This window comes from Polaromonas sp. P3_B1, from assembly GCF_056402935.1.
Genome location: NZ_JBFUGK010000058.1, coordinates 1 through 20291 on the forward strand (window position 1 = coordinate 1; position 20291 = coordinate 20291).

At 65.1% G+C, this 20291-nt stretch carries 21 protein-coding genes; 9 read left to right on the forward strand and 12 right to left on the reverse strand.

The features are described 5' to 3' along the window. The first annotated feature begins 81 nt into the window (after window positions 1-81). From AC1DXS_RS23590 to AC1DXS_RS23600, 3 genes are all read left to right on the forward strand, one after another. Complete coding sequence (locus AC1DXS_RS23590; RefSeq protein ID WP_477739871.1) at window positions 82-876, forward strand: MetQ/NlpA family ABC transporter substrate-binding protein; 795 nt, start codon at window positions 82-84, stop codon at window positions 874-876. A gap of 39 nt (window positions 877-915) precedes the next feature. Then, entirely contained in the window at window positions 916-2055 is a 1140-nt protein-coding gene (locus AC1DXS_RS23595; protein WP_477739872.1) for a sigma-54 interaction domain-containing protein, read from the forward strand. A gap of 210 nt (window positions 2056-2265) precedes the next feature. Next, entirely contained in the window at window positions 2266-3222 is a 957-nt protein-coding gene (locus AC1DXS_RS23600) for a TauD/TfdA dioxygenase family protein (protein ID WP_477739873.1), read from the forward strand. 75 nt (window positions 3223-3297) lie between these two features. Here the strand turns inward: AC1DXS_RS23600 and AC1DXS_RS23605 are convergent, their stop codons facing one another. The 12 genes from AC1DXS_RS23605 to AC1DXS_RS23660 all read right to left on the reverse strand — a co-directional run bounded on the left by AC1DXS_RS23605 (window position 3298) and on the right by AC1DXS_RS23660 (window position 15031). Next, a complete protein-coding gene (locus tag AC1DXS_RS23605) occupies window positions 3298-4650 on the reverse strand; it encodes an LLM class flavin-dependent oxidoreductase (RefSeq protein WP_477739874.1) in 1353 nt (450 codons plus the stop codon). A gap of 33 nt (window positions 4651-4683) precedes the next feature. After that, window positions 4684-5568 (reverse strand): ABC transporter permease, encoded by an 885-nt coding sequence (locus AC1DXS_RS23610; RefSeq protein ID WP_477739875.1) that lies wholly within the window; start codon window positions 5566-5568, stop codon window positions 4684-4686. Continuing rightward, on the reverse strand, window positions 5561-6415 hold the full coding sequence (locus AC1DXS_RS23615) for an ABC transporter ATP-binding protein (RefSeq protein ID WP_477739876.1): 855 nt from the start codon (window positions 6413-6415) through the stop codon (window positions 5561-5563). Before AC1DXS_RS23615 ends, AC1DXS_RS23610 begins: the two co-directional genes overlap by 8 nt. Continuing rightward, window positions 6412-7431 (reverse strand): ABC transporter substrate-binding protein, encoded by a 1020-nt coding sequence (locus AC1DXS_RS23620; RefSeq protein WP_477739877.1) that lies wholly within the window; start codon window positions 7429-7431, stop codon window positions 6412-6414. The genes AC1DXS_RS23615 and AC1DXS_RS23620 overlap by 4 nt, the downstream gene beginning before the upstream one ends. Before the next feature lie 236 nt (window positions 7432-7667). Further along, window positions 7668-7964: a gamma-butyrobetaine hydroxylase-like domain-containing protein gene (locus AC1DXS_RS23625; protein ID WP_477739878.1), complete on the reverse strand. Its 297-nt coding sequence runs from the start codon at window positions 7962-7964 to the stop codon at window positions 7668-7670. After that, window positions 7961-8932 carry a HEAT repeat domain-containing protein gene (locus AC1DXS_RS23630; RefSeq protein ID WP_477739879.1) on the reverse strand — a complete coding sequence of 324 codons (972 nt, stop codon included), beginning with the start codon at window positions 8930-8932 and terminating at the stop codon, window positions 7961-7963. Before AC1DXS_RS23630 ends, AC1DXS_RS23625 begins: the two co-directional genes overlap by 4 nt. A gap of 27 nt (window positions 8933-8959) precedes the next feature. Then, window positions 8960-9844 (reverse strand): ABC transporter ATP-binding protein, encoded by an 885-nt coding sequence (locus AC1DXS_RS23635; RefSeq protein ID WP_477739880.1) that lies wholly within the window; start codon window positions 9842-9844, stop codon window positions 8960-8962. Further along, on the reverse strand, window positions 9841-10698 hold the full coding sequence (locus tag AC1DXS_RS23640; protein WP_477739881.1) for an ABC transporter permease: 858 nt from the start codon (window positions 10696-10698) through the stop codon (window positions 9841-9843). The genes AC1DXS_RS23635 and AC1DXS_RS23640 overlap by 4 nt, the downstream gene beginning before the upstream one ends. Window positions 10699-10728: 30 nt before the next feature. Next, complete coding sequence (locus tag AC1DXS_RS23645; RefSeq protein WP_477739882.1) at window positions 10729-12138, reverse strand: ABC transporter substrate-binding protein; 1410 nt, start codon at window positions 12136-12138, stop codon at window positions 10729-10731. A gap of 32 nt (window positions 12139-12170) precedes the next feature. Next, window positions 12171-12413 carry a 4Fe-4S dicluster domain-containing protein gene (locus AC1DXS_RS23650; protein WP_477739883.1) on the reverse strand — a complete coding sequence of 81 codons (243 nt, stop codon included), beginning with the start codon at window positions 12411-12413 and terminating at the stop codon, window positions 12171-12173. Window positions 12414-12460: 47 nt separating this feature from the next. Further along, complete coding sequence (locus tag AC1DXS_RS23655) at window positions 12461-14209, reverse strand: fumarate reductase/succinate dehydrogenase flavoprotein subunit (RefSeq protein ID WP_477739890.1); 1749 nt, start codon at window positions 14207-14209, stop codon at window positions 12461-12463. A 57-nt stretch (window positions 14210-14266) separates the two neighbouring features. After that, window positions 14267-15031 carry a GntR family transcriptional regulator gene (locus AC1DXS_RS23660; RefSeq protein WP_477739884.1) on the reverse strand — a complete coding sequence of 255 codons (765 nt, stop codon included), beginning with the start codon at window positions 15029-15031 and terminating at the stop codon, window positions 14267-14269. Window positions 15032-15063: 32 nt separating this feature from the next. Here AC1DXS_RS23660 and AC1DXS_RS23665 point away from each other — a divergent pair, with 32 nt between their 5' ends. From AC1DXS_RS23665 to AC1DXS_RS23690, 6 genes are all read left to right on the forward strand, one after another. Further along, on the forward strand, window positions 15064-15369 hold the full coding sequence (locus AC1DXS_RS23665; protein ID WP_477739885.1) for a hypothetical protein: 306 nt from the start codon (window positions 15064-15066) through the stop codon (window positions 15367-15369). A gap of 74 nt (window positions 15370-15443) precedes the next feature. Continuing rightward, window positions 15444-15914 carry a rhodanese-like domain-containing protein gene (locus AC1DXS_RS23670; RefSeq protein WP_477739886.1) on the forward strand — a complete coding sequence of 157 codons (471 nt, stop codon included), beginning with the start codon at window positions 15444-15446 and terminating at the stop codon, window positions 15912-15914. A gap of 10 nt (window positions 15915-15924) precedes the next feature. After that, complete coding sequence (epsC, locus tag AC1DXS_RS23675; RefSeq protein ID WP_477739887.1) at window positions 15925-16866, forward strand: serine O-acetyltransferase EpsC; 942 nt, start codon at window positions 15925-15927, stop codon at window positions 16864-16866. Beyond that, the gene (locus AC1DXS_RS23680) at window positions 16863-17132 is read left to right on the forward strand and encodes a helix-turn-helix domain-containing protein (RefSeq protein WP_477739888.1); all 270 of its coding nucleotides are present in this window, start codon (window positions 16863-16865) and stop codon (window positions 17130-17132) included. Before epsC ends, AC1DXS_RS23680 begins: the two co-directional genes overlap by 4 nt. 95 nt (window positions 17133-17227) lie before the next feature. Next, window positions 17228-18160: a family 2A encapsulin nanocompartment shell protein gene (locus AC1DXS_RS23685; RefSeq protein WP_477739889.1), complete on the forward strand. Its 933-nt coding sequence runs from the start codon at window positions 17228-17230 to the stop codon at window positions 18158-18160. A gap of 99 nt (window positions 18161-18259) precedes the next feature. Further along, window positions 18260-20128, forward strand: coding sequence for a family 2A encapsulin nanocompartment cargo protein cysteine desulfurase (locus AC1DXS_RS23690; RefSeq protein ID WP_477739891.1), 1869 nt, complete (start codon window positions 18260-18262; stop codon window positions 20126-20128). Window positions 20129-20291 lie beyond the last annotated feature (163 nt).

The following is a 20291-nucleotide window of genomic DNA, read 5'->3' on the forward strand; positions in this document are numbered from 1 at the left end:
CCCTCACCCTAACCCTCTCCCAGGGGGAGAGGGGCCAAGACAAGAAGACAACGATTTTTCAATTCATCCAAAGGAAGAACCATGAACAAACGCACTCTCATTCAATCCGCCGTCGCACTCGCGCTGGCGGCTTCTTTCTCCGGCGCCGTGCTGGCGCAGGACAAGCCCCTGAAGATCGGTGTCACCGCCGGCCCGCACGCACAGATTTTTGAGCAGGTCAAAAAGATCGCCGAGAAAGACGGCCTGAAGATCCAGATCGTCGAGTTCAGCGACTACATCCAGCCCAACGCCGCGCTCGCCGCCGGCGACCTGGACGCCAACAGCTACCAGCACAAGCCTTTCCTGGACCAGCAGGTCAAGGACCGCGGCTACAAGATCGTCAACGTGGGCTATACCGTCAACTTCCCGATTGGCCTCTACTCCAAGAAGGTCAAGAGCCTGGCCGAGCTGAAGGAAGGCGCGCGCTTCGGCATCCCGAACGACCCGACCAACGGCGGCCGCGTGCTGCTGGTGCTGCAGGACAAGGGCCTGATCAAGCTCAAGCCCGAAGCCGGCCTCAAGGCCACGCCGCTGGACGTGATCGAGAACCCCAAGAAGCTCAAGTTCGTTGAACTGGATGCCGCCCAGCTACCGCGCTCGCTCGACGACCTGGACGCCTCGGCCGTCAACACCAACTACGCGCTGTCGGCCGGCCTGAACCCTAAAGACGCCATTGCGCAGGAAGCCGCGAAGTCACCTTACGTCAACCTGCTGGCCGTGCGTGAGCAGGACAAGGACAAGCCCTGGGTCGCCAAGCTCGTGAAGGCCTACCACTCGGAAGAGATTCGCAAGTTTGTGCAGGCCGAGTTCAAGGGCGCCGTACTGCCTGGTTTCTAAACCACGCACAAAGCCACGCAGCCAACACGCCGCAAACGCATGTCGCACCTGCTGACGCTTCCCAACGCCGGCGCCTTGTCCATACGCGCCAAGGCGTTGGTGTTCGAGGACCCAGGCTCGGTGGCCTTGCTGGAGCGCGTGGAGCAGGTCGCGCCCACCGACGCCACCGTGCTGGTGATCGGCGAGACCGGCACCGGCAAGGAATTGCTGGCGCGCCGCGTGCACCAGGGCAGCGGGCGGCGCGGGCCCTTCCTGGCGGTGAACTGCGGCGCCTTTAGCGAAGCATTGATCGATGCCGAGCTGTTCGGCCATGAAAGCGGCGCCTTCACCGGTGCCTCGCAGGCGCGCGCAGGCTGGTTTGAATCGGCCAACGGCGGCACGCTGTTTCTCGACGAGATCGGCGATTTGCCGCTGGCCTTGCAGGTCAAGCTGCTGCGGGTGCTGCAGGAGCGCCAGGTGGTTCGCCTGGGCTCGCGCAAGCCCATCGCGCTGGATGTGCGCTTGATCGCGGCCACCAACGTTGACCTGCGCAACGCCGTGGCCGCCGGTCACTTCCGCGCCGACCTTTATTACCGTATCAGCGTGGCCACCTTGGAGCTGCGCCCGCTGTATGAACGCCCCGGCGACATCCTGCCGCTGGCGCGCCATTTCCTGGCCAGCTATTCGGCGCGCCTGGGCATCACCGGCGCCAGCCTGGCGCCGGATGCCGAGCAGGCCTTGCTCGCGCACGACTGGCCGGGCAATATCCGCGAGCTTGAAAACGTCGTGCACTACGCCTTGATCGTCGCGCCAAGCAGCAGGCTGACGGCGGTGGATCTGCAGGTGAATCAGCGGTCAGTGGCGGGCAGATCACGCAGCAGTAGGGCGCAGCCGGCCGCGCCGATCGTGCCGGCCGTGGAGGCGGTGCCAGCTGCAGCAACTCCCGATCCCGAACCCGACTCTGACCCGCTGCGCGAGGTCTTGCTGCAGCGCCTGCATGCTGCCGAGCCCGGCTTGTTCAACCAGGTCGAGGAAACCCTGGTCAAAACCGCGTATGAATTCTCCGCAGGCAACCAGGTCCATACCGCGCGCCGGCTGGGCGTGTCGCGCAACGCGCTGAGAACGCTGCTCAAACGCCACGGCCTGCTCGATGCTGGCCATGAGCTTCCTGAGCCGGTCGAGCCAGCGGACGCCGACTGAACAAACAACTGGCGGCCGCGCCGGCTGCTGCATTTCGCCCAGTGCCATGAGCCCGGTGTTGGCTGGCAAACCGGTACTGTCCGGTTTGCAGCAAGCCTGGCCTTTTCACACCTGAAAACCACTGCTTTCACGCGTCGTTTGTTGGCATGACTTCTGCCTCTTCTGCCTTTTCAACCCAGGCCGGCAACGGCCATATGCAAAGGCAGCTCCATGACCCAACTCCATGCTTCCCACCCCATTCTCGACATCACGCCGGTCGCCGGCCGCATAGGCGCGGAAGTGCGCGGCCTGCGGCTGTCGGCGGAGATTTCCGGCGACACCGTGGTGGCGCTCAACCAGGCGCTGCTCAAGCACAAGGTGCTCTTCCTGCGCGGCCAGCAGCACCTGGACGATGCCGCGCAGGAGGCCTTTGCCCAGCGGCTCGGCGACCCGGTGCCGCACCCGACGGTGCCCTCGCGCCAGGGAAGCGGCTACATCCTGGAACTGGACTCGGCGCACGGCGGCCGTGCCAACTCCTGGCACACCGACGTGACCTTCGCGGTCGCGCCGCCGAAGATCTCGGTGCTGCGCGGCGTGGTGATCCCGCCCTGGGGCGGCGACACCGTCTGGGCCAATACCGCCGCGGCCTACCAGGGCCTGCCGCCGGCCTTGCGCGAGCTGGCCGACAAGCTGTGGGCGGTGCACGGCAACGATTACGACTACGCCGCGCATCGCCCGGAAAAAGACATCTCGGACGAAGGCGCCAAACATTACCGTGAGGTGTTCACGCGCACCCTGCATGAGGCCGAGCACCCGGTGGTGCGCGTGCATCCCGAAACCCGCGAGCGCGCGCTGGTGCTGGGGCACTTCGTGAAGAAGCTGGTGGGTTATTCCAGCACCGACTCGCAGCACCTGCTGTCGGTGCTGCAGGAGCACATCATCCGCCTGGAGAACACGGTACGCTGGCGTTGGACGCAGGGCGACGTCGTGATCTGGGACAACCGCGCCACCCAGCACTACGCCATCAACGACTACGGTGACCAGCACCGCGTGGTGCGCCGCGTGACATTGGCCGGCGATGTGCCGGTCAGCGTGGACGGCCGGCGCTCGACGGTGCATGCAAAGGCGGGGCAGCCCGCCGGCAATGCCGGCAAGAGCGCCGCGGCGCCGGTGGCCGTTGCGGCCTGAAGGTTCAAAAAAAAGGCCTGCGGCATAAAACCGCAGGCCTTGAAAATCCCACCCAGGGGACACGATGTATGCGGACTAGGCGACCTTCCGCGCCTTCACGGTGAACTGGTTGGCGGGCCGGTCCAGGCCCAGGTTTTCGCGCAGGGTGCTGCCTTCGTATTCGGTGCGGAAGAGGCCGCGCCGCTGCAGCTCGGGGATCACCAGCTCGACAAAGTCGTTCAGTGATTCAGGCAGCACCGGCGGCATCACATTGAAGCCATCGGCCGCGCCGTTTTCAAACCACTCCTGCATCCTGTCGGCAATGGTTTGCGGCGTGCCCACCACGACCCAGTGGCCGCGCGCGCCGGCCAGGTATTCGTAAAGTTGGCGCACGGTGAGCTTGTCGCGCCGGGCCAGCTCCAGCACCACGTGGGCACGGCTGTTCTGCCCCGGCGGCGGCTCGGGAATGTAGGGCGGCGGCGCGTCCAGGTCCCACTTCGACAAATCTTCGCCAGGCCAGAAGGTGTGCAGCGTGTTCAGGCCAACGGCGGGGTGGATCAGCTTTTGCAGCTCGGCCCACTTGGCATCGGCTTCTTCCTGCGTGCGCCCGACCACCGGGGAGATGCCCGGCAGCACCAGCAGTTGCTCGGGCCGGCGTCCGTATCTGGCCAACCGGCCCTTGACGTCGCGGTAGAAGGCCTGCGCTTCGGCCAAGCTGGTCCACGCGGTGAAGATGGCTTCGGCCGAAGCGGCGGCCAGCTCGCGACCCGGCTCGGAAGACCCTGCCTGCACGATCACGGGGTAGCCCTGCGGCGGGCGCTCCAGGTTCAGTGGGCCGCTGACCTTGAAGTACTTGCCCGAATGGTTGATCGCATGCACCTTGGCCGGGTCGAAATACTTGCCCGACACTGGGTCGCGAAAGAAGGCGTCGTCTTCAAAACTGTCCCACAAGCCCTTGACCACGTCGATGAACTCATGCGCCTGCTCATAGCGCACGGCGGGCTCGGGGTGTTTGTCCAGGCCGAAATTGCCGTACACGTTGTCGGCGCCGGTGGTCACCACGTTCCAGGCCGCGCGGCCCTTGCTCAGGTGGTCGAGCGAGGCAAACTTGCGCGCCAGCAGAAAGGGGTCTTCATAGGTGGTGGAAGCCGTGGCCACAAAGCCGACGTGCTTGGTGACGGCCGACAAGGCGGCCCACAAGGTCACCGGCTCGAAGTAGGACACCCGGCCCTGGCGGCTGAAGGCCTCGTCGTCGCCGTGAAAGGCCATGCCCGGGCTGTCGGCCACAAAGACCTGGTCGAAGAGGCCGCGCTCGGCGATTTTTGCCACCTCGATGTAGTGGTCGATGTTGACGCCCGAGTCCACCTGCGAGCCGGGATGCCGCCAGGCGGCGATGTGGTGGCCGGTGGCCATGATGAAAGCGCCCAGGCGAAGTTTGCGTTGAGTCATGAGAATGTCTTTCCGTCGATCAAAGAATTGGTTTTAGTTGCGGGCCTGGACTGGCTTCCACGCCGTGAAGTGGCTCTCGAGTTTTTCCAGCACAAAGTTCAGGGTGACGCCGATGGCGGTGATGGCGATGATCCCGAAATACATGTCGGCGATCAGGAAGCTGAACTGGGCGTAGATGATCAGGTAGCCGAGCCCGGCCTTGGCGCCCACCATCTCGGCCGCGATCAGCACCAGCATGGCCGAGGCGGCGGCCAGGCGTATGCCCACGAAGATGGTCGGGACAGATGCCGGCAGGATCACCTTCAGGAACAGCTGGCGCGAGGACGCGCCCATGGTGCGCGCCGACTTCACCAGCAGCGGATCGACCTGGCGCACCGCCGAGATGGTGTTGAGCAGCAGCGGCCAGGCGCAGGCGTAAACCACGATGGACAGCTTGGACACCTCGCCGATGCCCAGCAGCAAGAGAAACACCGGCAGCAGGGCCAGCGGCGCGGTGTTGCGCAGCAGCTCGATCAACGGGTTCAGCGCATTGCCCAGGCGCTGGTACCAGCCGATGGCCAGTCCCAGCGGGATGGCAAAGACGATGGCCAGCAGCAAGCCGCCCAGCGAGCGCGCCAGGCTGATGGAGGTGTGTTCCCACAGCTGGCCATTCAGCGCCAGCGCCCAGCCGGCGGCCAGCACTTCGCTGAGCGGCGGGAGGAAGGTCGGGTCGGTCAGACCGAGCCGGGGTGCCAGTTCCCACAGCAGGGCCAGCGCCACGATCAGGCCCGAGCGCCAGGTGGCATTGGCGAGTTGGCGGTATAGCCGCAGCCACACCGGCGGAGTTTGTGCTTGTGCTTGCAGCGTTTGTCGCTCCGCATGCGTGGACGGTGCGGAAGGTGCGGAAAGGCTTCCCGCGTTCAGGGCAATATCAGACATGGGCGGTTTCTTTCTTTTGGGCTTGTGAGGCAATGCGCGCGCGGCGCTCCTGGCGTGCCGAGGCCACCTCGTCATGCAGCTGTGACCAGATCTCGTGGCGCAGTTCACCGAAGAGCGGCAGCGAGCGCACGTCGTCGGTGCCGGCGCGCAAGGATTCGGGGATGTCCACGATGCGCTTGATGCGCCCGGGGCGCGTCGTCATGATGGCCACGCGCTGGCCCAGCACCACCGCTTCGTCGATGCCGTGGGTGATGAACACAATGGTCTTGCCGGTGCGCTGCCAGATCTCCACGAGTTCTTCCTGCAGCGTCTCGCGCGTCTGCGCATCGAGCGCCGCAAACGGCTCGTCCATCAGCAGCACCTGCGGCTCATAGGCCAGGCTGCGCGCGATGGCGACGCGCTGCTTCATGCCGCCCGAGAGCTCATGCGGAAACCGGTTGGCAAAGTCGGTCAGGCCGACCAGCGTCAGGTAGTGCGCAGCCTTTTCGCGCCGGGCGCGCTTTCCCAAGCCCGCGACTTCCAGCCCAAAGGCCACGTTGTCCAGGGCCGTCAGCCAGGGGAAGAGGGCGTATTGCTGGAACACCACGCCGCGGTCACGCGCCGGGCCGGTCACGGGCCGGCCGTCGATCAGCACGCGGCCGCTGGTGGGCAGCGCCAGGCCGGCCAGCAGGTCCAGCAGCGTGGACTTGCCGCACCCGCTGGGCCCCACCARCACCAGGAACTCGCCGGGCTTCACATCCAGCGTGACGTCATGGACCGCGACAAAGCGCTTTGCGGCGGCGCCGTCGTCCGCGCGGACGGTGAACTCCTTGCTGACGTTCTCAAAGCGGATCTTGGCGGCGCTCATTTGGCGGACGCCAGTTTGTCGGCGTTGGTGAAGTAGGGGTTGAAGGCATTGGTGTACAGGTCCGAGGGCTTGACCTGGCCGGGCTTGAGCAGCCCGTCTTTGACCAGCCAGTTGATCCAGATCTGCAGCTCGGCGTCCTTGATCACGCCGCCGGTTCCCGCCACACCGGTGCTTTTCCAGTACTGGATGCTGTCGGCGCTTTCGGCGCGCTTGCGGGCTTCGATGATCTTGACGAAGCGCGCCCGCACCTCGGTGGCCGGCGTGTTGCGTGCCCACTCGATGGAGCGCGCCAGCGCCGACACCAGGTGGCGGCTGGTGTTGGGGTTCTGCGCGATGAACTTGTCGTGCAGCACGATGCTGCCCGCGGTGAAGTTGCCGTAGAGGGCACGGTCGGTGAACAGTGGGCGTATGCCGCCACGCTCCAGCGCCTTGTCGCGCAAGACACCGCCGAGCGTGGTGACTTCCACATGGCCCTGGCGCAACGCCTGCTCGCCGGTGACCGGCGGCGTCACCACCAGCGTGACCTGCTTGGCTTCAGCCTCGCTGAGCTTGGCGCGGTCCAGGTATTCACGCACCATGAACTCGTGATGCGCGCCCAGCGTGTTGACGGCGATCTTCTTGCCGATCAGGTCGCGCGCCGACTTGATCGGGCTGTCTTCCTTGACGTAGTAGCCAGTCCAGGTGTTCTCGTCGACGCCGTAGTAACCCAGCACCGCCTTGATGGGCGCCTTCTTGGCCAGCAGCTTGACGACCGCGCCGTTGAAGGCACCGCCCAGGTCGACGTCGCCGGTGACCACGCTCTGGATGTCCTGCGGGCCGCTGATGGTGTTGCCCACCCACTTGGCTTTGAGCGGCGCGAGGTAGCCGAGGTCCTCGGCCAGCTCTATCCAGGTGACCTGGCCTACCCAGCCCTGGTAGCGGATGTCGGTTTTTTCGAGAGGCGGGGCGGCATGGGCCTGGGTGGCCAGCAGGCCGAAAGACAAAGTGGCAAGGCCGAGGAAGCGAGTGATAGTCATGGCGTGAGGAGTGAGTGGTTGACACGCTCAACAACGCAGCATCCATGCCAGTGATTCAGGGCGGTTTTCGGTGGGTTTGGTGTGCTTTCAGGGTCAAACTGTTGCATCTGGAGCAGTTGCGTGGTGATCGGCTCACAGTGCCTGCCCGATTCGGTACAGGTACGCCGCGCTCCCTGATCCATGCCACGCCTTTGATAGCTGATAGCGCTCTATCCATATGCGCGGCTGGCGTGTCTTCAGGCCTCGGCCAACTCACGCAGATAGCTCCACGGATAAATGCCGCGCTCATGCCCATCGTTGAAATGCAGCTGCAGGCCATAGCTGCCGACCGGCGATGCGTTGGTCAACTGAATGCCTGCACCCGCGATCACCGGCGTGCCCTGCAGCGCCAGCTGTTTGCACGCGGCGCAGCGGCACTGGTTGCGCAGGTGGGCGGCCTCCAGCCGAAATTTCGCGTCAACCCATTGCACGTCCAGGCCCTGGGCATCCAGCGCGATTTCGCTGGGTGGCTCGGCGGTGGCAGCGCCGTTCATGCCGGCTGCTGCCAGCGGGCCAGACCCAGCCGCGCCAGCTTTCGCACTTCAGGGTCGGGGTCGGCGAGGGCGGCTTGCAGGAGCGCGATGGCGGTGCCGCCGCCAACCTCTCCCAGCGCAATCGCAGCTTCCTTGCGCAGGTTGCTGATTTCGTGCTGCAACGCGCGGCCCAGCGGCGCGACGGCAGCGGCAGCTTTCAGCTGGCCCAGGGCACGTGCCGCGCGCAGGCGGACCTGCCAATACGCATCGTCGAGCGCTTCGATGAGTGCCGGCGCCGCATCCAGCCTGAGCTTGCCCAGCGTGGCGGCTGCTTCTTCGCGCACATTCCAGGCCGGGTCCCGCAGCGCGGCGAGCAGCGCTTGCTGCACCTGGGCGGCTTCGCCCTGCAAGGCCAGGCCCAGTGCGCCCGTGGCAGCGCGCCGCACTTCGGCGTCGCTGTCTTCATTGGCGATGCGCGCGAGTAGCGGCAGCGCCGACGACTGCTTGAGCCAACCCAGCACACCGACCGCCTCGCGGCGCACGGCGGCGCTGTCATGCGCCAGCGCGTCCAGTGCGGGATCCACCGCTTGCGGCAACCTCAGTTCGCGCAGCGCGCGAAGGGCGGCGGCGCGCACAAAAGCCTGTGGATGGCTGGCCCATGGCAGCAATGCATGGCCGGCTTCCGTGCTTTTGAGTTCCGCCAGGGATTGCGCGGCCGCGGTCTGTACGGCTTCGTTGTCGTCGAGCAAGGCGCCGGCCAGGGCCTTCACCACGGCCGGTGTTTCCCAGCCGGCCAGGCGGCGTGCTGCCTCGGCGCGCACTTCAGGCGCGCTGTCCGTCAGCCCGGCCACCAGCCAGGGCAGCAGATCCTCTTCTTCATGGTCGGCCAGTTCGAGCAGGGCCACGCGGCGGATGCCGGCGTCGCTGCTCTCCAGGCGCTGCCGCAGGGCAGGAGAGAGCAATGCGTTGTCGTCAAAAAGAGCGGTCATGTGTGGGTGTCTTGTGAAATGAAATGTTCAAACGGCAAAGCGCCAGGCGTCCGGTGGTCCGGCGCCGCGTGGCTGGCCGAGCGGGGTGAGGCGTTGAAGGGGCAGCGGCGCGGTGTCATGGTCCAGCAGGCTGAGGCAGTGGCGCTTGAGCGCCACAAAGCGCGGGTCGGTGACCAGGCCCGCATGCCGCGGCCGCGCGAAACCGGGCCGAAGTTCTTCAATGATCCGGCCGGGCCGCGGGCTCATCACCAGCAAGCGGTCTGCCAGGAAGAGGGCCTCGTCAATGTCATGCGTGACAAAAACCAGGGTGGTGCGTATGCGGGCCCAGATGTCCAGCAGCAGCTCCTGCATCTTTACCCGCGTCAAGGCGTCCAGCGCGCCGAAGGGCTCGTCCATCAACAGCACGCGCGGGTGGTTGATCAGCACGCGGGCGATCTCCACGCGCTGCTGCATGCCGCCCGACAGCTCGCGCGGGTAGCGCTGCTCGAAGCCCGCCAGGCCCACCAGCTGCAGCAGTTCAGCGGCTTGCCGGTCGCGTTCGGTTTTGGCGATGCCTTTCATCTTCAGGCCGAAGCCCACGTTGTCCAGCACGGTCTTCCAGGGAAACAGTGTGTGGTGCTGGAACACCAGGCCGCGTTCGGGCGCCGGGCCTTCAATGGCCACGCCGTCCAGTTCCAGCCGGCCCTGCGAGGGCTTGAGGTGGCCGGCCAGCGCGCCCAGCAGGGTGGATTTGCCGCAGCCTGAAGGGCCCAGCAGGCAGATGAATTCGCCTGGTGCGAAGGAAAGCGACACGTCGTGCAGCACCTCGACGCCGGTGGCACCGCGCCCGCCATCGTCGTCGCCCAGGCGGATGGAGACGTGCTCGATGCCGACATGGCCGCTCAGCACGGCTTGCGGGTCTGAATGGCTCATCGGGCATTCCTTTGCGGGCGATACCAGGGCATCAGCCACTGGCCGGCCCGCTGAATCAGCACGCTGCTGCCCATGCCCAGCACGCCGATCACCAGCATGCCGACAATGATGGCGGGGTAGTTCTGCACGGTATAGGACTCCCAGGTGTAGTAGCCGATGCCATATTGCCCGGCGATCATTTCAGCGGTGACGAGGCAAAACCAGCAGGTACCCATGCCGATGGACAAGCCGGTCACGATGCTAGGTGCCGCGCCTGGCGCAACCACCTCGGAAAAAAGCTGCCAGCGCCTTGTGCCCAGGCTTCGTGCCGAGGCGATGAGCCGTGGGTCCACGCCCTCAACTCCATGGATGGTGTTGAGCAGGATCGGAAACAACGCGCCGATAAAGGTGATGAAAATCATGCTGCCTTCGGATGAAGGGAACATCAGGATCGCCAGGGGAATCCACGCCACCGCGGGGATGGGGCGCAGCACTTCGAGCGGCGGCATGAGCAGGTCGTGCAACACGCGCAGGCGGCCAATCACAAGACCAAGGCCCACGCCCAGCAACGCGGCCAGGCCAAAGCCCACGGCAATGCGCATCAGGCTGCTGCCCAGGTGGTTTAGCAGCTTGGGCGATTGCAGCAAGGCCCAGGCCGCGCTCGCCACCTCGGCGGGCTGCGGCACGTTGGCAAAAGTCACCAGGCCGAGGTGCGCGTGATGGCTGGACGCCAGGTGCCAAAGCAGCAGGCAGCCCAACAGCGAGCCCATGCGCAAGGTGCGCCGCGCGAGGGTGCCCGGCTGCGCGGGAGCACTGGCGGCCGGTTTACCAATGGACGAAGGGGTGGCGGCAGGCAAAGGATGGATGGCGCTCATGGCGGCGTGGCGTCTGGGGCGATCAGGGTGTTACAGCGACGCCTTGGCCGAGCCGCGCGCGGCGGTGAAGTCGAGCACGCGGCCCTTGTTGGCGGCGGCGTAGGCGTTGGCGGCGTCCTTTTGCAAAAAGGCACTGAGCTGCCCTTTGGCGTCCGCCGCGTACCAGGTGTTGGGCGCCAATAGCTTGATGCGGTGGATATGGTCGTGCACGTACACCGCCCGCGTTTTCTTGCCTTGCGACTCGATCTTCTGCAGGTCGGCGAACGCGCCTTCGATGCTCGCGTAGTGGCGGACCTTGGGCTCGCCCTGCACCCAGATGCCCGCCACGCGCTGGAACTCGGTGATGGGCTTGCCCGTCAGGGCGTCATTGGCTTTGAGCGGCAGCTTGTCGTAATTCGCAAGCCTGGCTTCGTAGTTCATGCCCGATTGTTTGAAGGCGGCGCGGATGTACCGGTCGTCAATGAAGGTCTCGGCCTTCAACGGCGACTCGCGGCCCATCAGCTTGAGCGTCTCTATCGAGGTAGCCAACGCCTTGCGATACTCGGGCTTCCAGGTGAGGTCGCGCGTTTGCAGGCCGAGCGGGCCGTGGTACAGGTAGTTCACGGCGGCTTCGATGCCGGTGACCTTCTCGATCAGTTCGCTGTACTTTTCGGGTTCAGCGGCGATCAGGCGATCGGCCTCTATCGATGCGCGGAGGAAGGCGACCACGATTTCGGGGTACTTCCTGGCGTACTCGCCACTCACCAGCGAGCCGTGGTACGTCGGGGCGTTGGCTTGTGCGCCGTCAAAGATTTTCCGGGCGATGCCGCGGTGTTCAAACAACTCTGCGAAGGGCACAAAATCGGCATGCGCCTCGATCTTGTTGGCCTGGAGCGCCGGGCCCGCCACCTCGGGGGCTTGCGTGATGATATTCACGTCCTTCTGCGGGTCCCAGCCTTGCGCAGCCACGGCACGCAACAGCATGCCGTGTGCGGTAGAGGCGAAGGGGACGGAAATCGTGCGTCCCTTGAGTTCGGACAGTGAGGTGACTTTCGATTCGTTCGGCACCACGATGCCGTTGCCGCTGCCCAGCGTGCTGCCGGAGAGCACGGTGATAAACAGGCTCTGTTTTCCCGCTTTCAGGAAGGCTGCGCCGTTGTTGGAGCCGGGGAAGTCGGCCATGGAACCGATGTCCAGCTTGTCGGCCACCATTTCGTTGGTGAGTGGCGCGCCCGAAGTGAAGTTCTTCCACTGGATGTCGTAGGTCACGTCCTTGTACTTGCCGTCGCGCGGCAGGTATTTCTCCAGCAGCTTGAGCTCGCGTATCAGCAGCCCGCCGGTGGCGCAATTGATGGTGGTGTCCTGCGTGCCTATGGCCACGCGGATGGTTTCGGCGCTGGCGCTGGCGACGGCCGTCATGGCAAAGGCCAGGGCGAACAGGGGTTGGATGATGGTTTTCATGGCGAGTCCTCTGTGATGTGTTTGGCGGTGAGTTATCTGAGTAGGTAAGGGATGTCAACGTGCACGGCGCCGGTCGGGCAGTCCTTCTCGCACGGCATGCAATACCAGCACTCGTCAAATTTCATATAGGCCGTTCCTTTGCTGATGTCGATGGCCAGCACGTCTAGCGGGCAGACGTCGACGCAGACGGTGCAGCCTTTGTCGGCGATGCATTTATCGGCGTCGACGGACACCGGGACGTTGTGCGGGAGAAAGGCGAAGGGGGCGACTTGCATGGGGTTTCTTTCAGGTCTTCAGGTCTTCAGGGAATGGGGGCCAAGCGTCAGGCGGCAAGCGCCTCATCAGCGGCGGCTTTTTCCGCCGGGATGCGCAGGCGCTGGTAAGCGGTCTTTTCCTGGTCGGCAATCGGAATCACATAGGGATCAATCGGCCGCTTGAAGCAGCCCATCTCGCCCTGCGCGTTCTTTTGCAGCTGCACATGGACGAACCAGTCGGCATCGTTGCGGGCCGGAAAGTCCACGCGGGCGTGGTACAGGCCCCAGCGGCTTTCGGTGCGGTAGAGCGAGGCGCGCGCCGCCATTTCGGCGCAGTCGCGGATGAAGTGAACCTCCATGGCGCGCATCAATTCATGCGGATCGCGCGCCTTGAGCTGGTCCAGGTCCTGCGCTATGCCCTGGAAGCGCTCGAGGCCTATTTCCATCTTGCGCGTCACCTTGGGCGGTTGCAGGTAGTCATTGACCATGCGGCGCAGCTTGTACTCGACTTGGTTGGGCGGCAGGCCGTGCTCGCGCTGCAGCGGCGCCCAGACGCGGGCGCGCTCGCGCTCCACCTGCGAGGCGTCAAGTGCCGCGTGCGTGTTCTCGTTGCTGTAGCGGGCCGCGCTTTCGCCGGCGATGCGGCCGTAGACAAAGGCGCCCAGCATGTAGTTGTGCGGCACGCAGGCCAGGTCACCCGCGGCATGCAAGCCGGCCACCGTGGTTTGCGCGTGTTCGTTGACCCACACGCCTGAGGCCGAGTGGCCGCTGCACAGCCCGATCTCGGAGATGTGCATCTCGACCATCTTTTCCCGGTAGTTGGTGCCGCGGCCCTCATGAAAGCGCCCGCGGCTGGGCCGCTCATTGCTGTGCAGGATGGTTTCGATGGCCGAGATGGTTTCTTCGGCCAGGTGGTCGAGCTTGAGGAACACCGGGCCGCGCCCGCCCTGCAGTTCCTGGTAAAACTCCCACATCATCTGGCCGCTCCAGTAGTCGCATTCGATGAAGCGTTCGCCCTGGTTGTTGGCGGTGTAGCCGCCGAACGGGCCGGTGACGTAAGCGCAGGCCGGGCCGTTGTAGTCCTTGATCAGCGGGTTGATCTGAAAGCACTCGATGCCCGACAGCTCGGCCCCGGCGTGGTAGGCCATGCTGTAGCCGTCGCCGGCGTTGGTCGGGTTTTCATAGGTGCCGAAGAGGTAGCCCGAGGCCGGCAGGCCCAAGCGGCCGGCGGCGCCGGTCGAGAGCACTACCGACTTGGCGCGTATCACGTGGAAGTCCGCCGTGCGGCAGTCGAACGCCATGGCGCCCGCGATACGGCCGTCTTCGGCGGTCAGCAGGCGCGTCACCACCAGCCGGTTTTCGATTTCCACACGGGTGCGCTTCAACTGCTTGTACAGCACCTTCTTGATGTCGTGGCCCTCGGGCATGGGCAACACATAGCTGCCCATGTGGTGGACCTTCTTGACGGCGTAGTCGCCGGTCTCGTCGCGCTCGAACTTCACGCCCCAGCGGTCGAGCTCCTCGATCATCGAAAAGCTGTTCTGCGCGTAAGCCAGCACGGCTTTCTGGTTCACGATGCCGTCGTTGGCGATGGTGATCTCGCGCACGTACTGCTCGGGCGTGGCATGGCCGGGGATGACGGCGTTGTTGAGCCCGTCCATGCCCATGGAGATGGCGCCGCTGCGCTTGACGTTGGCTTTTTCCAGCAGCAGCACCCGGGATGCCGGGTTGGCCTGCTTGGCTTTCACGGCCGCCATGGGCCCGGCGGTGCCGCCGCCTATCACCAGCACATCGACTTCGCGTTCAATTGTTTGCAGCATGGGGTTCTTTCGGAGAGTTCCTGTTGTCGTTTGTCGTTGTCGTTGAAGGGGTCGTCAACCGCGGTGTATGCGCAGCCGGTACTGGAAGTTGTCGGCGCGGCAATACAGGTGCTCGTAGTCCAGCGGCGTGCCGTCCTTGCCGTGCGTGAGGCGGTCCACGCGCAACACCGGTGCGCCGGTGCCGACTTCCAGCACCGCGGCGAGCGGCGCGTCGGCCAGTACGGCGTCGATCGCCAGGTCGGCATGGCCCAGCGGCAACCCATAGTCGTTTTCGAGGATCAGGAAGATGTCCCGGCCCGCCAGGTCTTCGCGCGAGAGCCGCTCGCCGATGGGCTGCGGCACCCAGGTGATGTCCAGCGAGACAGGCTGGCGGTCCAGGTAGCGCACGCGGTGGATTTCCGTCACGGGCGTGCCGGGCTCCAGCCGCAGCTTTTCAGCGACCTGCACCGTGGCCGCCACGGTGCGCAGGCTCAGCAGCTTGTTAAAGGTCTCGTGTCCCAGCGCGCCCATGGCCTCGGCAAAGCCCTGCAGGCGGCCCAGTTCCTGGAAGGGCTTGGGCTGGGTGACAAAAGAGCCCTTGCCCGGCACCTTGATGATCAGCCGCTCTTTTTCAAGATTGCCCAGCGCCTGCCGCACGGTGATGCGGCTGACGCCGTACTGGTTCATCAATTCGCTTTCCGAGGGCATGCGGTCATGCGGCTGGTAAGCGCCCGAAAAAATGCGGGCGCGCAGGTCCTCGCGAATGCGGTTGTGCAGCGTGGTGGGCCGCATGAATGGCGGGAGGGGCGAGAAGTCGGCGGCGGTGTGGGCAGCGGGCATTGCGGGTGTACCTGTCATGACAGCTCATCACATTGCAATCGATGTGCCAGTGCCGCCGTCCATGCAGCCAGACCGGCAATACCATTGATTTCAAACAAGAAAAGAAAAAAATCGCCTGGAAATGGGGCATCGTGACGGTGAATCAACTGTTGAAAAATCAGCACTCAATGGTTGATAAACCAGCACAAACCCTTTTTGCTGCTGGGTTTCAGGCAGCGAGTCCCGGGCTTTCCGATTCGCGTCCTCGATGCGAAGGTTCCAAGGATGTTTTCGGTTTTAGGAATCTCGTTTTTGTTCTTTTGAGTTTTGAATCGCGGCATCTAGAGTCCGTTCATTGACTCCGGCTGCCGGCCATCCCCATCGAAATGGCGGCTGATCCGGGTTGTGTTGAACGACTGCTCAGGAAACGACGATGCCTTCTGAAACATCCGAACTGGTTTTGCCTCAGGCCCTTGAAGAGGCGCGCGAGGCCGCGCAGCAAGCCGGCCTGCCTTATGCGGGCGGTGTGCCGCCGCACTTGGCGTGGCAGCTCTTTTCGTCGGGCGAGGCCTTGCTGGTCGACGTACGCTCGGGTGAAGAGCGCAAGTTTGTCGGCCATGTGCCGGACAGCCTGCATGTGGCCTGGGCCACCGGGACCGCGCTGACGCGCAACCCGCGCTTTGTGCGTGAACTGGAAGCCAAGGCAGGCGGCAAAGAGGCCGTGGTGCTTTTGCTGTGCCGCAGCGGCAAGCGTTCCGCGCTGGCGGCGGAGGCCGCCGCCAAGGCCGGCTTCAGCCAGGTCTACAACGTGCTTGAGGGCTTTGAAGGGGAGATCGATGCCCGGCAGCATCGCGGCGTGGCTGACGGCTGGCGCTTTCGCGGCTTGCCCTGGGTGCAGGATTGAGGAACCCGTGATGGCCGTGTTCGATGTCAACCAGATTGTGGGAGAGCTGCACGCGGTGCGGCAGGGCTGGCGTGAGTCGCAAAAGCGCTCGCGTGAGCCGGGCGGGCGCGAGTTTCCCTCGCGCGACGCGCTGGCCGAGGTGACGGCGGCGCTCAAGGGCGCGCTCTTTCCGATGCGGCTGGGCCCGCCCGACCTGCGCCAGGAGGGCGAAGATTTTTATGTCGGCCACACGCTGGACTCGGCCCTGCACGGGCTGCTCACGCAGGTACGGCTGGAGCTGACCTATAGCGCGCGCCACCAGGGCAGGGGTGGCGCTGACATCGAGGCCGAAGCGCTGCTGGCCAGCCGCAGCTTTGCCGGCGCATTGCCCGGCATCCGCCAGCTGCTCGACAGCGACGTGCTGGCGGCTTACCAGGGCGACCCTGCCGCGCGCAGCGTGGACGAAGTGCTGCTGTGCTACCCCGGCGTGCTGGCCATGATCCACCACCGCCTGGCGCACCAGCTCTACCGGCTCGGCCTGCCGCTGCTGGCGCGCATTGTGGCCGAACTCGCGCACGCGCAGACCGGCATCGACATTCACCCGGGCGCGCAGATCGGCCCCGGTTTTTTTATCGACCACGGCACAGGTGTCGTCATCGGCGAGACCGCCGTGATCGGCCAGCGCGTGCGCCTGTACCAGGCCGTGACGCTGGGAGCCAAGCGCTTCCCGAAAGACCTCGAAGGCAAGCTTCAGAAAGGCTTGCCGCGCCATCCCGTCGTAGAAGACGACGTGGTGATTTATGCGGGCGCCACCATCCTGGGCCGGGTGACCATCGGCAAGGGGGCGGTGATAGGCGGCAACGTGTGGATCACCTACGACGTGCCGGCGGGCGGCAATGTCACGCAGGCGGTTTCGCGGGACTCGGCCGGCGTGGAGGCCGCACGGCAGGCCCTGGGGAGCGCGCTCATATGACGGCGCTGGTCGAAAGCTTCGGCATCGCGGTACGCCAGTCGCGCGAAGCGCAGGGCTGGTCGCAGGAAGGGCTGGCCGAGCGCTCGGACCTCAACCGCTCCTATGTCGGCGAGATAGAACGGGGCAGGGCTATTGCCTCGCTGGTCACTGTCGAAAAGCTCGCGGTGGCGTTGGGCATCACGCCCTCCACACTGGTCACGCGCGGCGAAGCCATCAGCCACGCCAACCTGGTGCGCGGCATCAACTTGATGGCTATAGCATGTTGAAGCCCGCCCATAGGCCCACGACACTGCAGCCCGCCCTTTCTTTCTTTTCGGTTTCTTTTTTCATCGCTTTATTTTTCTAACGAGGGAGTTTTCACATGTCGGCAACAGTGGGCGGAACCACCGCACTCGGCGATAACGCCGCGCGGCAACTAGCCAATGCAACCAAAACCACGGCGCAGCTCGAGACCATCTCGCCGCGCTGGCTTACCCACCTGCTGCAATGGGTGCCCGTCGAGGCCGGCATCTACCGCCTCAACAAGGTAAAGAACCCGGAGTCAATCAAGGTCAAATGCACCGCGCGCGAAGAGGAAAACCAGCTGCCGCGCACCTTTGTCGACTACGAAGAAGCGCCGCGCGAGTATTTCCTGAATGCGGTCAGCACCGTGCTGGACGTGCATACGCGCATCTCCGACCTCTACAGCAGCCCGCACGACCAGATCAAGGAGCAGCTGCGCCTGACGATAGAGACCATCAAGGAAAACCAGGAAAGCGAGCTCATCAACAACCCGGACTACGGCCTGCTGGCGCAAGTCACGGAAGAGCAGCGCATCTTCCCGCTCACCGGCGCCCCGACGCCCGACGACCTCGACGAGCTGCTGACCAAGGTCTGGAAGGAGCCGGCGTTCTTCCTGACGCACCCATTGGCCATTGCCGCCTTCGGCCGTGAAGCCACGCGCCGCGGCACGCCGCCGCCCACGGTGAGCCTCTTCGGCTCGCAGTTCATCACCTGGCGCGGCATTCCACTGATCCCTTCCAACAAGGTGCCGGTGGCCGATGGCAAGAGCAAGATTTTGCTGCTGCGGGTGGGCGACAAGCGCCAGGGCGTGGTCGGCCTGTTCCAGCCCGGCCTTCCCGGCGAACAAAGCCCGGGCCTGTCGGTGCGCTTCATGGGCATCAACAATCACGCGATCTCGTCTTACCTGATCTCGCTGTACTGCTCGCTCGCGGTGCTGACCACCGATGCGCTGGCGGTGCTGGACGACGTCGAGATCGGCAAATACCACGACTACCCTGATACCTATAAATAAAGCGCGGTGAACATGCTCGCTTCCACTCCCCAGGGCTCTCAGGGCGCACCGCTGGCCCAGGCGCCCGAGTCGCCGATCGACACGGCGCTGCTTTCACGCATGGCAACTGCCTTGTTCGCGGCCTTGCCGGGCGAGGCGCCAATGCTGCCTGCATCACCCGTGCCCGGTGTGCAGGGGCCTTTGCACCTGGCCCCGCCGGGTTCGCCCCTTGCCAGCCCCGCCGGCTTCGGCCCCGGCGTTCCGGGCACCCCGATTCCGCAGGGGCAGGTCCCGGGCACGAATCTGGTTCCGGCTTCGCCGGCGCAACTGCCTTCACTGGCGAACCGCGCGCCGGCCTTGCTGCCGCATGCGGTGGCGGGCAATGGTGTGCCCGACACGGCTGTCAGCGTGTTGCCGGCGTATGAACCGCGCCTCGGCGGCGCCGCATTGGGCGTGCCGGAAGCCGCCGCTGCCGCGCAGCCGCCGGCAGGCGCCGCACCGTTTTATTTCCTGGGTGACCGGCATGGCCAGCCCGCCGCGGCGGTGCGTGGCGCCAGCCTGGACGGCCTGGCGAACCTGCCTTTCAGCCAGCCGGGTGTGCCCTCCGTGTATGAGCGAGCGGAAGCCGCGCGCGCACCAGAGGCCGCGCCCGCTGAGCCGAAGTTTTATTTCGTCGACTCGGTGGTGCTGCCCAGCGGCTATGTCACACCGGCCAAGCCCGCGCCACACGGCACGGCGCCGCTGGCCGGCCAGTCCGCCCACCCGGCGTTCGACGTGCACGCGGTGCGCCGCGACTTTCCCATTCTGCAGGAGCGCGTCAACGGCCGGCAACTGGTCTGGTTCGACAACGCGGCCACCACGCACAAGCCGCAGTCGGTGATAGACCGGATTTCGCATTTCTACGCGCACGAGAACTCCAACATCCACCGCGCGRCCCACGAGTTGGCCGCGCGCGCCACCGACGCCTATGAGGGCGCGCGCGAACGCGTGAAGAAGTTCATCAATGCACCCGACGTGAACGAAGTCATCTTCGTGCGCGGCACCACCGAGGCCATCAACCTGGTCGCCAAGAGCTGGGGCGGCCAGCATGTGGGCGAGGGCGACGAGATCATCGTCAGCAACCTCGAGCACCACGCCAACATCGTGCCCTGGCAGCAACTCGCGGCCGCCAAGGGTGTGAAGCTGCGCGTGATCCCGGTGGACGATTCGGGCCAGGTGCTGCTCGACGAATACCGCAAGCTGCTGAACGACCGCACCAAAATCGTCGCCGTCACGCAGGTTTCCAACGCGCTGGGCACCGTGGTGCCGGTCAAGGAAATCGTCGAGATGGCGCACCGCGCCGGCGCCAGGGCGCTGGTGGACGGCGCGCAGTCGGTCTCACACATGCGGGTGGACGTGCAGGCGCTGGGCGCGGACTTCTTCGTCTTCTCGGGCCACAAGGTCTTCGGACCCACCGGAATAGGCGTGGTCTGGGGCAAGCGCGAGGTGCTGGAAGACATGCCGCCGTGGCAGGGCGGTGGCAACATGATTGCCGACGTCACGTTTGAAAAAACCGTGTTCCAGCCGATTCCCAACAAGTTCGAGGCCGGCACCGGCAACATCGCCGATGCGGTGGGCCTGGGCGCGGCCATCGATTATGTGAACCGCGTCGGCATTGAAAATATCGCTCGCTACGAGCACGATCTGCTGGTCTACGGCATGCGGCAGCTGGGCGCCATCCCGGGCGTGCGCCTGATCGGCACCGCCGCCGACAAGGCCAGCGTGATGTCTTTTGTACTGGCGGGCTACAGCACCGAAGAGGTCGGCCATGCACTGAACGAAGAAGGCATTGCCGTGCGCACCGGCCACCATTGCGCGCAGCCTATCCTGCGGCGCTTTGGCGTAGAGACCACGGTGCGGCCCTCGCTGGCTTTCTACAACACTTTTGAGGAGATAGACCGGCTGGTGGCGGTGGTGAAAAGGCTGGCGGGGCAAAGGCGCGCGGGCTGAGCGGCGCGCGGCCGGGCTGTGGGCAGTGACCTGGGACGCTTTGCGTCCTGGAGTCCTACAGCACACATTGCCGAATTGGTTTACAAAGTGGGTGGCCTGATGCGCTTGCGTCGGTCAGGCACCCAATTCCGCTCATCCCCAYCCCATCCACCACTTCCTGGAG

What these genes read in the sequence shown, in the direction of transcription:
- AC1DXS_RS23590 (WP_477739871.1), top strand. Translation starts at nt 82, where the DNA reads ATGAACAAACGCACTCTCATTCAATCCGCCGTCGCACTCGCGCTGGCG.
- AC1DXS_RS23595 (WP_477739872.1), top strand. Translation starts at nt 916, where the DNA reads ATGTCGCACCTGCTGACGCTTCCCAACGCCGGCGCCTTGTCCATACGC.
- AC1DXS_RS23600 (WP_477739873.1), top strand. Translation starts at nt 2,266, where the DNA reads ATGACCCAACTCCATGCTTCCCACCCCATTCTCGACATCACGCCGGTC.
- AC1DXS_RS23605 (WP_477739874.1), bottom strand. Translation starts at nt 4,650, where the DNA reads ATGACTCAACGCAAACTTCGCCTGGGCGCTTTCATCATGGCCACCGGC.
- AC1DXS_RS23610 (WP_477739875.1), bottom strand. Translation starts at nt 5,568, where the DNA reads ATGTCTGATATTGCCCTGAACGCGGGAAGCCTTTCCGCACCTTCCGCA.
- AC1DXS_RS23620 (WP_477739877.1), bottom strand. Translation starts at nt 7,431, where the DNA reads ATGACTATCACTCGCTTCCTCGGCCTTGCCACTTTGTCTTTCGGCCTG.
- AC1DXS_RS23625 (WP_477739878.1), bottom strand. Translation starts at nt 7,964, where the DNA reads ATGAACGGCGCTGCCACCGCCGAGCCACCCAGCGAAATCGCGCTGGAT.
- AC1DXS_RS23630 (WP_477739879.1), bottom strand. Translation starts at nt 8,932, where the DNA reads ATGACCGCTCTTTTTGACGACAACGCATTGCTCTCTCCTGCCCTGCGG.
- AC1DXS_RS23635 (WP_477739880.1), bottom strand. Translation starts at nt 9,844, where the DNA reads ATGAGCCATTCAGACCCGCAAGCCGTGCTGAGCGGCCATGTCGGCATC.
- AC1DXS_RS23640 (WP_477739881.1), bottom strand. Translation starts at nt 10,698, where the DNA reads ATGAGCGCCATCCATCCTTTGCCTGCCGCCACCCCTTCGTCCATTGGT.
- AC1DXS_RS23645 (WP_477739882.1), bottom strand. Translation starts at nt 12,138, where the DNA reads ATGAAAACCATCATCCAACCCCTGTTCGCCCTGGCCTTTGCCATGACG.
- AC1DXS_RS23650 (WP_477739883.1), bottom strand. Translation starts at nt 12,413, where the DNA reads ATGCAAGTCGCCCCCTTCGCCTTTCTCCCGCACAACGTCCCGGTGTCC.
- AC1DXS_RS23660 (WP_477739884.1), bottom strand. Translation starts at nt 15,031, where the DNA reads ATGCCCGCTGCCCACACCGCCGCCGACTTCTCGCCCCTCCCGCCATTC.
- AC1DXS_RS23670 (WP_477739886.1), top strand. Translation starts at nt 15,444, where the DNA reads ATGCCTTCTGAAACATCCGAACTGGTTTTGCCTCAGGCCCTTGAAGAG.
- epsC (WP_477739887.1), top strand. Translation starts at nt 15,925, where the DNA reads ATGGCCGTGTTCGATGTCAACCAGATTGTGGGAGAGCTGCACGCGGTG.
- AC1DXS_RS23680 (WP_477739888.1), top strand. Translation starts at nt 16,863, where the DNA reads ATGACGGCGCTGGTCGAAAGCTTCGGCATCGCGGTACGCCAGTCGCGC.
- AC1DXS_RS23685 (WP_477739889.1), top strand. Translation starts at nt 17,228, where the DNA reads ATGTCGGCAACAGTGGGCGGAACCACCGCACTCGGCGATAACGCCGCG.